The following is a 12364-nucleotide window of genomic DNA, read 5'->3' as shown; positions in this document are numbered from 1 at the left end:
CAGGCCCTTGCTATTTGTGCGCAGGTGGTGCACACTGGCGGGCTTGGATTTGCGGGTTAACCCCTAAGGGTTGGATCCCTCGATCAGAAGCTCCCGCACCCCACTTTTTCGCACGTTCCATGGTGGCACTCGCCTGCCTCAAGTCGTCTGTTACGAAGTTTGCCCTTGCCGGGCTGGCGTTCGTGGCCATGGCGACGGCAGGCACCGAAGCCCTGGCGCGCGAAGGGGTTGGCAGCTCAGGCATCGACGCCGATCGCACCACCACGATCGCGTTGTCGCAACTGCCGCCCGAGGGGCGCCAAGCCTATGAGGCCATTTTCAATGGCGGCCCGTTCCGGTACGAGAAGGATGGCAGTGTGTTCGGCAACCGCGAACGCCTGCTGCCGCGCGAGACACGAGGCCACTATCGCGAATACACGGTCGAGACGCCCGGATCGCGTGACCGCGGTGCCCGGCGCATCGTGTGCGGTGGCAAGCGGACGGCGCCGCAAACGTGTTGGTATACGGCCGACCACTATGCGAGCTTTCGCCGCATCGTGCCGAGACTTGAGCCTTGATGTAATGGAGCAGCCGGCGCGCCTGACGCGCCTGACGTTTATGTTGATGACTATGGAAAGACCAGTGGAGACGAACGTATCCCTGCGGGGCGTACGGCCCAATATCGTGCAGTCGATCCGCGCCTTCCGCGTGAGCGATCTGCAAGAGGTGGCCCACGCCAGCGGACAGCATTTCCTGTACGCCAACCTCAGCAGCGCGCAAAGCAAGCAGGACGTGCTCGACCTGATCGCGCAGCAATTCATGTTCCCTGCCCACTTCGGCAAGAACTTCGACGCGCTGTACGACTGCATGACCGACCCGCTGCACAAGTCGGGCCCGCAACCCGGTTTCGTGGTGGTGCTCGAGCACATTCCCGCCAACGCCAAGTTCGACAAGGAAGCGCGCGAGCAACTGCTCGACATCTTCCGCGACGCCTCCGACTACTGGGGGGACCGCAAGATACCCTTCCGGTGCTTCTATTCTTTTCTGTAGCCCGTTCTGCACCAGCCGGCCAAGCAGAACGGGCGAATGAGGCCCCGGGAGCCATTGCCCCCGAACAACAGCAGCAAGCGCAAGGCATCGCGGTCGACGACCTGTCGGCCGAGAAGATGCCCACCGACAAGCTGCTCGACGTGTCGCCGCTGGCGCTGCGCATGAGCAGCCCCTTCAACGCGGGATACTGGCTGTCGGCGGCCTGAGCCGCGACCGACCGTCGTCACATCCGAAGGCCCGTCTCGACGGGCCTTTTTCATGGGCGGCCCGCCGCAAGGCAGGCCGCTCGGGGCCGCATCAGGCCTTCGACGGCAAGGCCTGGGCCAGCGCGATGTACTCTTGCACCGGCACCTCTTCGGCGCGGCGCTGGGTGTCGAATCCATCGGCCACCCCGCGCTCTGCCAGCCAGCGCCCCAGCGTGTGCCGAAGGAGCTTGCGCCGCTGGCTGAAGGCGACCTGTACCAGTTCCTCCAGTTGCCGCACGTCGAGCGCGGCCGGCGCCGCACGCGGCACCATCCGCACCACGGCACTGTCGACCCGTGGGGGCGGATCGAAGCTCTCCGGCGGCACGAAGAGGACGTTTTCCATCTCGTAGCGCCACTGCAGCATCACGCTCAGGCGGCCGTAGTCCGCCGTGGCGGGTCGGGCCAGCATGCGGTCGATCACTTCCTTTTGCAGCATGAAGTGCTGGTCGGCGATGACGTCAGCGCTGCCTAACAGGTGAAACAGGATCGGCGTGGAGATGTTGTAGGGCAGGTTGCCCACCACACGCAGCCCGGCGCCGCCCGTGGTCTGCGGCAGCAAGCTCGCCGCCAGCGCCCGGAAGTCCACCTTGAGCACGTCCGACTCGATCACCGACAGGTGGGCATGCGCGCGCAGGCGCTGTGCCAGGTCGCGATCGAGCTCGATGACGGTGATGCGGCCTGCGCGCTCGACCAGCGGCTGCGTCAGTGCGGCCAGGCCCGGGCCGATCTCGACGATCGGCTCGCCCGGACGCGGCGCGATGGCGCGGACGATCGCGTCGATGATCGCGCCGTCGGACAGGAAATGCTGCCCGAAGCGCTTGCGCGGGATGTGTTTCATGAAGTCGGCCGCAGCTGCGGATCAGCTCTGCGGCGGCTCGCGGTATTCGACGTAGGCGCGGGCGCGCACTTCCTGGGCCCAGGTGTCGTAGGCATCTTCGAGGCGCTTCTCGCGCAGCAGCGCACGCGCGGCATCGCGTTGCTCGGCCTGCGAGAGCTTGGCTTCGCGGCGCTCCTCGGCCTGGATCAGGTGCACACCGAAGCGGGTGACGACCGGGTCGCTGATCTGGCCGGGCGCCAGCCGGTTCATGGCGTCCTCGAACTCGGGCACGAACAGACCCGGGCGCGACCAGCCGAGTTCGCCGCCGTCCTTGGCGCTGCCGTCCTGCGAATTGTCCCGGGCCAGGCCCTCGAACGTGGCCGTGCCGCTCTCGATGCGGCGCTTGAAGCCCGCCAGGATGTCGACCGCCTGCGCCGTCGTGCGGTTGTCGTCGACGCGCAGAAGGATGTGGCGCACCTTGGTCTGCGTAACCGTGGCGGCGTCTCCGAATTGGGCCTTGGAAATCACCTTGAGCACATGGAAGCCGGCGCTCGACCGCACCGGGCCGGCAATGCCGCCCACGGCGGTGGAAGCGACGGCCTCGGTGAACAGGGCGGGATAGCGGTCGGCATTGCGAAGGCCCATGGCGCCGCCGTTGGCCTTGTCGGGCGAATCGGAATACTCGCGCGCAAGCGCGGCGAAGTCGTCGCCGCCGCGGGCGCGCCGGGCGATGTCCTCGGCCTTGCGCTGGGCCGCCGCCACCTGGTCGGCGCTTGCGTTCTCCGGCACGGCCACCAGCACCTGGCCCAGGTTGATTTCCTGCGGCGCGGCCGCGCCGCCAGCCTTGTTGCGCTGCTCCTGCAGGTACTGGTCGACCTCCAGGTCGGTGATCTTCACCTTGGGCTCGACCTCCCGCTCACGCAGGCGCAGCAGCGTCAGCTGGCTGCGCAGGTCGTTGCGGAACGACTCGAACGTATCGCCACCGGCAACCAGTTGCCGGCGCATCTCGTCGACCGAGATCTGGTTCTGGCGGGCAACGTTCTCGACCGCCTGGTCGACCGCGAGGTCGTCGATCCTGATGCCGACTTCCTTGGCCGTCTGCATCTGCGCCTTCTCGGCGATGATGCGCTCGAGCGCCATGCGGTTGAGTTCCGCGCGCGGGATGCGCTGCATTTCCGGGTTGCCCTGGCGCAGGGCGCGTTCGACACGCTTTTGCACCTCGGTGTTGGTGACCGGCTCCGAATTGACCAGCGCCACGATGTATTCGGCGACGCGCTGGCGCGGCTGGCCCGCGGCTGGCGCGGCCGGCGCGGGGGTCGGCGCGGGAGCGCGCAGCTGCGGAGGACGGGCGCGCATGAAATCGGTGATGCCTTGCGCCTGCGCGCCCGAGGCGAGGAATGCCAGGGCGGCCAGACAGAAGGCGGTAAGGGGAATGCGCGGGTGGCTCATGGCTGGCCTTCGATCGATGAGATTCAGTCGTACTGGGTGAAGCGGCTGGGACTCGGATAGTCCTGCCGCAAGGGCGTATAGCCGCGAATGTTCTGCTGGAGGCTGCGCAGCGGGCTGGTGCCGACGGCGGCAAAGCCGACGAATTCCAGCTGGAACATCAGCCGCGTGTTGGCGGTGGCCTGTCCGGTGGTCAGGCGCTCCATCACCACCCGGCCGATCCAGCAACAAGCATCGTATTCCACACCGACGATGCCGTCGGTCATCTTGTTGTCATCCAGACTGTAATTCAATCGGCCTACGGCGTACCAGCGGCCGCCGCCTTGCCCCCTGCCTGAGCCAAGGTCCTTGCCCGAATCGCCCCACAGGTCATTGAGCGGCCATTGCCAGGACACGTCGATCGAACGATTGCCGTCGTTGAAGGCGGCGGTGCTGGCGTCCTGGTAGCGGTAGGCCGCCGTCAGGCTGCGATAAGGCCCCGGGCTGTAGCGCGCGCCCAGCGTGGTGCGGCTGGAGGTGTGCGTGTCCGGGTTGTACTGGATGGTGCCGTCCACGCCCCACTTGGGGGTCCAGTTGATCTGGGCGCCCATCAGGATGTCGCTGAGGCGATCGGTCACGGCAGGCTGGCCCGGCAGCGTGACTTCCTGGTCCTTGAAGCGGATGCGCTGCGCGATGCCCAGGCGCACTGCCTCGACCCCGGTGTCGGGATCGATCAGGCGCGAGGTCACGCCGACGGTGGCCATGTTGTTGTCGGCGATCCGGTCGTAGCCTGAGTAGACGTTCTCGGTGTAGACGGTGGCGAAGTTGAAGTCGTTCTGCGCCGAGTCGTACACCGGCAGCATGCTCTGGTCGCGAAACGGCGTGTAGGTGTAGAAGGCGCGCGGCTCCAGCGTCTGGGTGAAGCGGCGACCGAAGAAGTTGGCGTCGCGCTCGAAGATCAGGCCGCTGTCGAGGCTGAAAGTGGGCAGCACGCGGCTGGCGCTGTTGGCGCCGTAGAACTGCTCGTCGAACTGGTAGGCCGTGGCATTGAGCATCACCTTCGGGATGACGAAGGTTCCGGGCGTCAGGAACGGGCGGCTCAGGCTGAGGATGCCGAACATGCGCTCGCCGTCCGGCTGCTGTGCCAGGCCCGGATAGAGCAACGCCTGCAGCGCGGGATCGCCGCGAAAGCGCGTGTAGTCGCCGTTGAAGCTGAAATCGAAGCCGCCGGGCAGCGCGAACTTGTCGTAGTTGACGGTCAACTGCGGAAGCCGGTCGTACGGCGGCACGATGACCGAGTCGGCTGCCTGCAGCGTCTGGTAGGACAGCGCGCGCACCTGGCCGTAGAAGTCGCCGCGAGCCCAGTTGAGGGTTGCGTCGGAGGCCAGCAAGCGCTGCGTCACCGACGGCGTGTGCGAGAAGTCGCTCCAGTAGTTGTCGTCGCTGACCCGGTTGATGTTCAGGGAACCGGAGAGGCTGTCGAGCCCCAGCCACGTGCCGTCGAAGGTCTGCAGGTGGTTGGCCCAGATGCCCCAGCGGTCGCGGTCGCGCAGCTGGTCGGATGGCATGTAGTCGACCCGCGCCTCGCCGCTGTAGGTGTTCTCCAGGTACCGGAAATCCGTTCCGAGGTTGACGCCGCGGTTGCTCATGATCGTCGGAATCAGCGTCAGGTCCCGGTTGGGCGCGATGTTCCAGTAGTACGGCATGTCGAGCTCGAAGCCGTTGGTGTTGTCCAGCCCGATGATGGGCGGCAGCCAACCGCTCTTGCGTGCGCCCGACAGCGGGAAGCTGATCGACGGCAGTGCCGGCGTCGTCACGCCCATGAAGCTCAATCGCGCGTTCTCGGCGACGCCGACGTCCTCTTCCTTGTCGGTGCGGATAGACGCGGCATTGAGCACCCAGTCGGGCGTCCAGCCGGGGAAATCCTCGCGCCGGCACGTGGTGTAGCTGGCGTTCCTGGCCACCGCCACGTTCTGGTCGATGAAGTCCACGCGCGTTGCCTCGCCGTGTCCGCCGTTGGCAAGGAACTGATAGCGCACCTTGTCGAAGAAGCCCTCGAACGTCTCGACCTTGAGCTGCAGCTGCGGCCCCTCGTAGATGTTGCCGGCCTGGTTGACGTGCACATTTCCGCTGGCGCGCACCGTGTCGTTGGGCTGGTAGTACTCCAGGCGGTCGGCGGTGATGACCGTGTCGCCCTTGCGCAGCGCCGCATTGCCCTCGACGACAGTGCCCAGGTCGGGTTGGCCGCTGATCTTGTCGCCGGTGATGAAACTGGGCAGCAGCGACCGCAGGTCGTTCGGGATCACCTCGGCCAGCCGATCGGTGGTGCGCAATTGCAAGGGACCGCCGAGCGGGTCGGCCGCCGAGCCCGCCGACGGTTGCTGCGCAGAGGCCCAGGGCGCGTGCAGCAGGGCCGCCGACAACAGTGCCAGCGGCAGGGGCGGCCCGGTCCGGCGCCGGAAGGCACGGGTCGAATCAGGCATCCGAATCTGTAATGGCGGTGTCTGGAGGTGTGTCAGGCAGCATCGCGGCGACGGCTTGGGGCTCCGGGCCAGCGACGGCCCAATGGGTATCCGGCGCAGCCGACGCCGGGCTCGTTTGTAGAATCGATTATCCATGACAGACTCACCGACCCCGGCCATTGCCACGAATGCCGAGGCACCCGCCGGCATCGCCTGGCACGACGCCGCCCGCGGCCAGGCATTTGCCCGCTGGCTCGAGCGCATCGCCCCCGCACACCACCTGCTGGCCGCCACCGTGCGCCCGGCGTCGGTGGACGCAAGCTTCAGGCGCTACTTCCGCATCGACGCTGCCGACGCCGGCGCCAGTCGCATCATCATGGATGCGCCGCCCGACAAGGAAGACAGCGCCCCCTTCGTGAAGGTGGCCGGGCTGATGGCCCAGGCCGGCGTGCGGGCGCCGAAGGTCCTCGAATGGGATGCCGGCAGCGGCTTCATGCTGCTGGACGACCTGGGCCGCCAGACCATGCTCGAAGCCGTCGACCCGGCACAACCGCAGGCGGCACTGGAGCTGTTCGAGCAAGCCACCGATGCACTGGTGCGCTGGCAGCTCGCTTCCGCGCCAGGCGTGCTGCCGCCCTATGACGAGGCCCTGCTGCGGCGCGAGCTCGCGTTGTTTCCCGACTGGTACCTGGGCAGGCACCGCGGCGTGACCTTGCAGGACAAGGCGGCCCGGACGCTGGCGTCCGCCTTCGACCAGATCGTGCGGACCAACCTGGCGTCGCACGCGGTCTACGTCCACCGCGACTTCATGCCGCGCAACCTGATGGTGGACCCCGGCGGCGCCGGGCTCGGCGTGCTCGACTTCCAGGACGCCGTGTACGGGCCCATCACGTACGACATCGCCTGCCTCATGCGCGACGCGTTCATGAGCTGGGACGAGGAGTTCGTGCTCGACGTCACCGTGCGCTACTGGGAGAAGGCGCGACGCGCCGGCCTGCCGGTCGACGAGGACTTCGGCGCCTTCTACCGCGCCGTGGAATGGATGGGCCTGCAGCGCCACCTGAAGGTCGCCGGCATCTTTGCCCGTCTGACGCTTCGCGACGGCAAGCCGCGCTACCTGGCCGACACGCCGCGCTTCATCGGCTACATCCGTGCCACCGCCGCACGCTACCGCGAACTCACGCCTCTGCTGCGCCTGATCGACGAGGTGGAAGGCTCGCAGGCGCAGACCGGCTATGCCTTCGGCCGCATGTAGCGCAAGGCGCGATCCAGCTTCCCCGACCGACATGCCGCGCTTCCACTGTCCCGAGCCGCTCCGGCCCGGCGCCACGCTGGCGCTGCCACCCGGGCCCGCGCGGCACGTGCAGGTGCTGCGGCTGCAGCCCGGCGCTGTCATCACCCTGTTCGACGGAGCGGGCGGCGAGCATGCAGCCACCGTCGAACGCATGGGCCGCAGCGAAGTCGTCGTCCAGGTGGGCGCGCACGACCCTGTCGAGCGCGAGGCGCCGCGCGCCGTGCATCTGGCGCTGGGCATGCCGGCCAACGAGCGCATGGACTGGCTGGTCGAGAAAGCCACCGAACTGGGCGTCGCCAGCATTCAGCCACTTGTCACGGCGCATGGCGTGCTGCGCCTTTCGGGCGAACGCGCGCAGAAGAAGCGGGCCCATTGGGAAGCCGTCGCCGCCGCGGCGTGCGAACAATGCGGCCGCAACCGGCTCCCGGTGGTGCATCCGGTGCGCGACTTCGCGGACTGGCTGCCCTCGGCCGCCATGGATGACGGAGGCGCGCTGCGCGTGCTGCTGAGCCTTGCCGACGGCAGCGAGCCATTGCCCGCCATCGCGGCCGCGCTGGCGCCCGGCCGCCACGCATGGGTCCTCAGCGGCCCCGAAGGCGGCCTGTCGTCGCAGGAGCAGTCGCAGGCGCTGGCGGCAGGCTTCAAGCCCGCCGGCCTCGGCGCGCGCGTGCTGCGCGCCGAGAGCGCGGCGCTCGCCGCGCTGGTGCTGCTGGCGAACCCGGTACAGCCCTGACGGCGCTCGCCGCATCGGCACGAGCGCGGCGGGTGACGACACATGCGAACGCGCGCACAATGCCTGTCGGCCCGTGGGCTGCCGTGCCTTGCACGGCGCGATGGCTCGCCAGATCGATCAGGGAACAAGGAGTACGTCATGGGATTGTTGGATTCGGTATTGAGCCAGGCGCTCGGCGCCAACGCGCAACCTCGCCAGCAGGGGGAAGGCAGCGGGCTGGACGGCCTGGGTGGCCTGGCCGGCCTGGGCAGCCTGGATGCGCTGCTGGGCGGCGCCGGCGCTGGAACCGAGGCGCCGGGGCAAGGCCCGGGCGCGGGCGGCCTGGCCGACGTGCTGGGCGGTCTGCTGGCCAATGACGGCGCGGCCGGCGGGCTCGGCGGCCTGGTGTCCAAGTTCGAGCAGGCCGGCCTGGGCGACGTGGTCGGCTCCTGGGTGGGCAACGGCGAGAACAAGCAGATTGCCCCCGATCAGGTGCAAGGCGCGCTCGGCAGCGAAGCCATCTCGGGCATGGCTGCGCGGCTGGGAATCAATGCGCAGACATTGTTGCCGCTGCTTGCCAGCCTCCTGCCCGTGCTGATCAACCAGTTCACGCCGCATGGGCGCGTGCCCGACCAGGGCCTCGGCAATCAGCAAGACCTGATGGCGTCGCTGGGCAACCTGTTCGGCCCGCGCGGCTGAGCGCGGGCGCAGAAACCAACCGCGCGTGAATCGGCAGCTCTGGCTCCTGACCTTCTGTCAGGGACTCTTCCTGACGAACAACGTCAGCTTCATCGCCATCAATGGCCTGGTGGGGCTGTCGCTCGCGCCGCATGCCTGGCTGGCCACGCTGCCGGTGATGGGCTATGTGGTCGGCGGCGCACTCTCCACTGGCATCGTGGCGCGCACCCAGCGGCGCCTGGGCCGGCGCATCTCGTTCCAGATCGGGTTGGTGGTGGCCTTCGTCTCGGCCCTGGCCTGCGCGGCGGCGGTACTGACGCATTCTTTCTGGCTGCTGTGCGCGGCCACCGTGGTCGCCGGCTACTACAGTGCCAACGCCACGCTCTACCGTTTCGCGGCAGCCGAGCTGGCGGCACCCGGCTGGCGCGAGAAAGCCGTGTCGCTGGTCATGGCCGGCGGCCTGATCGGAGCGGTGGTCGGGCCCAACCTGGCGGCCCAGACGCGCCAGTGGTTCGCCACGCCCTACGTCGGCGTGTACGTCGCGCTGGCCGGGGTGGCCGTGCTGTCGGCCCTGTTGATGCAGTTCATCCGCTTCCCGCCAGCGGTGCCGGTGCGCGCCGGCGGCGGCGGCCGTCCGCTGGCCCAGATCGCGCGACAGCCGTTGTTCATCGTCGCCGCTGCGGCCGGCGCGCTGAGCTACGGTGTGATGAACCTGCTGATGGCCGCCACGCCGCTGGCCATGCAGGTGTGCAGCCTGCCCTTCGACGACGTCGCGCTGGTCCTGGAGTGGCACGTGATCGGCATGTTCGCGCCCGGCTTCTTCACCGGCCACCTGATCCGCCGCTTCGGTGCGTTGCCGATCATGGCTGCGGGGTTGCTGCTCAACCTGGTCTGCATCCTGGTGGCGCTGAGCGGGGTCGAGCTGCATCACTTCGTGATCGCGTTGTTGATGCTGGGCGTGGGCTGGAACTTCCTTTTCACCAGCAGCACCACGCTGTCGCTGTCGTCCTATGCACCAGAGGAGAAGGATCGCGCCCAGGCAGCGCTCAACTTCTGCGTGTTCGCCACGCTCGGGGTGACGTCGCTGGCGTCGGGCGTGCTGGTGACAACGCAGGGCTGGCAGTGGCTGAACCTGGGATCCCTGCTGCCGGTGGTCATCATCGGCGCGCTGCTGCTGTGGCTGGCGCGCGTGCAGCGCCGCCCGGCCACCAGCGCGGCCTGACCGGCACGCCCTGCCGCGCTCAGGCAGTCCGCGCCGCGCGCGCCTGGCCCGGGTAGCGGTCCTCGAGCCAGCTCCACAGCGCGTTGAGCACCACGCGCGATTCGAGCTCGTTGAACAGCTCGTGGAAGTGGCCGGAAAACCGACGTCCGTCGACATGGCCGCTGGACGCGGCGGCCCGCACGAAGGCATCGCTGCCCTCTGGCCTGACGAGGCGGTCGGCCCCGGCATACAGCAGCAGCGTGGGCACCCGCCAGCGAGGCGCCATCGCCATGACGCAAGCGCCTTCGTCGGCCAGGAATCGCGCCAGCCGAGCGCTGATGCGGTCGTGATTGAGCGGGTCGGCGCGATACGCCGGCGCCACGGCCGGGTCGTGCGACAGCGCATCGACATCCAGGCCGTTGCCCACGCGAAGACCGGGGGCGATGCGCGAGAGCAACGCGATGAGCGCCTTCTGTGGCCAGCTCAGCGCCGGCACCAGCGCGGGCGACGACAACACGAGGGCGTCGACCGGGCGCAACGCGCGCGCCACGAAGCTCGCCGCCACCAGGCCGCCCATGCTGTGCCCCAGGAGGACGAGCGGCACGCCTGGGTGATTGCGCCGCGCGTCGTCCGTCACCAGCGCCAGGTCGTCCAGCAGGCGCGTCGCACCTGGCAGTCCGCCACGGGCTCCGCTCGATTCGCCGTGGCCATAGTGGTCGTAGGCCAGGACTGCGAAGCCCCAATCGTTGAGATGTGCCGCCAGTTGCTGGTAGCGCCCCGCATGTTCGCCCAGGCCGTGGCACACGAGCACCAGCGCGCGGGGCGCTGCTGCCGGGCTCGGCCACTGGCGTAGCGCCAGCGTCTCGCCGTCGCGGCTGGCCAGCGAGGCACGGCGCATGCTCAGGCTGCGCTGGGCTCTTGCTGCGCGGCCCGATGGGCGGCGGGCAGGGCGGCAATCACCTCCGCCACGGCGGCGGTGAGCTTCTTGGCATAGGGCACGTGCAGGAACTCGTTGGGCCCGTGTGCGTTGCTCTTGGGCCCGAGCACGCCACAGACCATCATCTGCGCCTTCGGGAAGCCGGCACTGAGCATGTTCATCAGGGGAATGGTTCCGCCCTGTCCGATGTAGCCGCAAGATGCACCGAAGTGCGCCTGAGAGGCGGCGTCGAGCGCCCGCGCGAACCACGGGGCGGTTTCCGGCGCGTTCCATCCGGTCGCCGCGCCGCCGGCCTGGAAGGTCACCTTCGCCTGATAGGGTGCGTTGTCCTCCAGCAGGCTCTTGAGTTCGGCCACCGCTTGCGCGGCATCGACCAGCGGCGGCAACCGCAGCGACAGCTGGAAGGCGGTGTATGGGCGTAGCACGTTGCCGGCATCGGCCAGCGCCGGAAAGCCTTCGGCGCCGGTGACGCTCAGGGTCGGCTTCCAGGTCCGGCTGATCAATGCATCGACCGGATCGGTGGTCACCGGCAGCGCGAACCGGCTGGAGCCGTCGCAGTCGAAATGCACCCACGGATAGCGCTTGTAGACCTCGTCGCCCAGGATGTCTGCAGTAGCCCGGGCCTGCGCCAGCCGCTCTGCCGGCACCTCGCAGTGGAAGCTGCGCGGCAGCAGCGTGCCGGTCTTGCTGTCTTCCAGGCGGTCGAGCACCTGGCGCATGATGCGAAAGCTCGAAGGCACCAGGCCGGAGGCGTCGCCCGAGTGCACGCCCTCGGTGAGGATCTCCACCTTGAGCGTGCCGGCGGCCAGGCCGCGCAGCGACGTCGTGAGCCACAGCTGGTCGTAGTTGCCCGCACCCGAGTCGAGGCAGATCACCAGGCCGACATCGCCCAGCCGCTCGCGCAGGGCATCCACGTAGGGCAGCAGGTCAGGCGAGCCGGACTCCTCGCAGGTCTCGATCAGGCCGACGATGCGCGGATGCGCCTGGCCCTGGGCCTTGAGCGCGCGGATCGCCGCCAGGCTGGCATACACGGCGTAGCCGTCGTCGGCGCCTCCTCGGCCGTAGAGCAGGCCGTTCTCGTACTTGGGCGTCCACGGGCCGAGGTCGTTGCGCCAGCCCGAGAATTCGGGCTGCTTGTCCAGGTGGCCGTACATCAGGACCGTCTCGCGCATGTCGGTGCCATGGGCCGGCAATTCGAAGAACAGCACCGGGGTGCGGCCTTCGATGCGCACGATCTCCAGCCGCAGGCCGTCGACCTTCTGTTCCTCCACCCATTGCGCGGCATTGCGCAGCACGGTTTCCAGGTAGCCGTGGGCGGCCCAGTCCTTGTCGAAGCCGGGCGACTTGGCCGGGATCTCGATGTATGCGGTCAGTTGCCGCAGGATGTCGTCGTCCCACTGGCGGCTGACATCGGCGAGGGCGCGGCCGGCATCGAGCAGGCCAGCCGGCATTTCGCGGTGCAAGGGTGCGTTCATGGCGAACCTTCTGTTCAGGCGAAAGAAACGGGGGGAAATGCATTTTGCGCCCGTCGCGGCCTGCGCGTAGAGTGCGCTGCTTCAAAAGC

11 protein-coding genes are annotated in these 12364 nt (G+C 68.5%); 6 read left to right on the top strand and 5 right to left on the bottom strand.

What is annotated here, in order from left to right; translation table 11 throughout:
- Positions 1-119: 119 nt before the first annotated feature.
- Together VES41_RS05740 and VES41_RS05735 are read left to right on the top strand one after the other, a co-directional pair.
- A complete protein-coding gene (locus VES41_RS05740) occupies positions 120-557 on the top strand; it encodes a ribonuclease (protein ID WP_324814124.1) in 438 nt (145 codons plus the stop codon).
- Positions 558-609: 52 nt separating this feature from the next.
- Entirely contained in the window at positions 610-1029 is a 420-nt protein-coding gene (locus VES41_RS05735; RefSeq protein ID WP_324814122.1) for a barstar family protein, read from the top strand.
- 297 nt (positions 1030-1326) lie between these two features.
- On the opposite strand, the gene rsmA is transcribed toward VES41_RS05735, so the two are convergent.
- The 3 genes from rsmA to VES41_RS05720 are packed head-to-tail and all read right to left on the bottom strand — an operon-like array spanning position 1327 to position 5999.
- The gene (gene rsmA, locus VES41_RS05730) at positions 1327-2112 is read right to left on the bottom strand and encodes a 16S rRNA (adenine(1518)-N(6)/adenine(1519)-N(6))-dimethyltransferase RsmA (RefSeq protein ID WP_324814119.1); all 786 of its coding nucleotides are present in this window, start codon (positions 2110-2112) and stop codon (positions 1327-1329) included.
- Between the two features lie 21 nt (positions 2113-2133).
- Entirely contained in the window at positions 2134-3540 is a 1407-nt protein-coding gene (locus tag VES41_RS05725) for a peptidylprolyl isomerase (protein ID WP_324814116.1), read from the bottom strand.
- A 23-nt stretch (positions 3541-3563) separates the two neighbouring features.
- Entirely contained in the window at positions 3564-5999 is a 2436-nt protein-coding gene (locus VES41_RS05720; RefSeq protein WP_324814114.1) for an LPS-assembly protein LptD, read from the bottom strand.
- Positions 6000-6132: 133 nt separating this feature from the next.
- Between VES41_RS05720 and VES41_RS05715 the strand changes: the two genes are divergently transcribed.
- The 4 genes from VES41_RS05715 to VES41_RS05700 all read left to right on the top strand — a co-directional run bounded on the left by VES41_RS05715 (position 6133) and on the right by VES41_RS05700 (position 9884).
- Entirely contained in the window at positions 6133-7233 is a 1101-nt protein-coding gene (locus VES41_RS05715; protein ID WP_324814112.1) for an aminoglycoside phosphotransferase family protein, read from the top strand.
- Positions 7234-7264: 31 nt separating this feature from the next.
- Positions 7265-8005 (top strand): 16S rRNA (uracil(1498)-N(3))-methyltransferase, encoded by a 741-nt coding sequence (locus VES41_RS05710; RefSeq protein WP_324814110.1) that lies wholly within the window; start codon positions 7265-7267, stop codon positions 8003-8005.
- 138 nt (positions 8006-8143) lie between these two features.
- Positions 8144-8683 (top strand): YidB family protein, encoded by a 540-nt coding sequence (locus VES41_RS05705; RefSeq protein WP_324814107.1) that lies wholly within the window; start codon positions 8144-8146, stop codon positions 8681-8683.
- 25 nt (positions 8684-8708) lie between these two features.
- Positions 8709-9884, top strand: coding sequence for an MFS transporter (locus VES41_RS05700; protein WP_324814105.1), 1176 nt, complete (start codon positions 8709-8711; stop codon positions 9882-9884).
- Positions 9885-9903: 19 nt separating this feature from the next.
- On the opposite strand, the gene VES41_RS05695 is transcribed toward VES41_RS05700, so the two are convergent.
- Both VES41_RS05695 and VES41_RS05690 read right to left on the bottom strand, forming a co-directional pair.
- Positions 9904-10761, bottom strand: coding sequence for a lysophospholipase (locus tag VES41_RS05695; RefSeq protein WP_324814103.1), 858 nt, complete (start codon positions 10759-10761; stop codon positions 9904-9906).
- A gap of 2 nt (positions 10762-10763) precedes the next feature.
- Positions 10764-12275 (bottom strand): M20 family metallopeptidase, encoded by a 1512-nt coding sequence (locus VES41_RS05690; protein WP_324814101.1) that lies wholly within the window; start codon positions 12273-12275, stop codon positions 10764-10766.
- Positions 12276-12364 lie beyond the last annotated feature (89 nt).

The organism is Variovorax sp., assembly GCF_035634955.1.
Taxonomy (GTDB): domain Bacteria; phylum Pseudomonadota; class Gammaproteobacteria; order Burkholderiales; family Burkholderiaceae_C; genus Variovorax.
Note: the sequence above shows the minus strand (reverse complement) of the source record. Positions and strands in the feature narration are given on the sequence as shown.

Excerpts from the sequence above, each read along its gene's own strand:
- VES41_RS05740 (WP_324814124.1), top strand. The coding sequence starts at position 120 with ATGGTGGCACTCGCCTGCCTCAAGTCGTCTGTTACGAAGTTTGCCCTT.
- VES41_RS05735 (WP_324814122.1), top strand. The coding sequence starts at position 610 with ATGGAAAGACCAGTGGAGACGAACGTATCCCTGCGGGGCGTACGGCCC.
- rsmA (WP_324814119.1), bottom strand. The coding sequence starts at position 2,112 with ATGAAACACATCCCGCGCAAGCGCTTCGGGCAGCATTTCCTGTCCGAC.
- VES41_RS05725 (WP_324814116.1), bottom strand. The coding sequence starts at position 3,540 with ATGAGCCACCCGCGCATTCCCCTTACCGCCTTCTGTCTGGCCGCCCTG.
- VES41_RS05720 (WP_324814114.1), bottom strand. The coding sequence starts at position 5,999 with ATGCCTGATTCGACCCGTGCCTTCCGGCGCCGGACCGGGCCGCCCCTG.
- VES41_RS05715 (WP_324814112.1), top strand. The coding sequence starts at position 6,133 with ATGACAGACTCACCGACCCCGGCCATTGCCACGAATGCCGAGGCACCC.
- VES41_RS05710 (WP_324814110.1), top strand. The coding sequence starts at position 7,265 with ATGCCGCGCTTCCACTGTCCCGAGCCGCTCCGGCCCGGCGCCACGCTG.
- VES41_RS05705 (WP_324814107.1), top strand. The coding sequence starts at position 8,144 with ATGGGATTGTTGGATTCGGTATTGAGCCAGGCGCTCGGCGCCAACGCG.
- VES41_RS05695 (WP_324814103.1), bottom strand. The coding sequence starts at position 10,761 with ATGCGCCGTGCCTCGCTGGCCAGCCGCGACGGCGAGACGCTGGCGCTA.
- VES41_RS05690 (WP_324814101.1), bottom strand. The coding sequence starts at position 12,275 with ATGAACGCACCCTTGCACCGCGAAATGCCGGCTGGCCTGCTCGATGCC.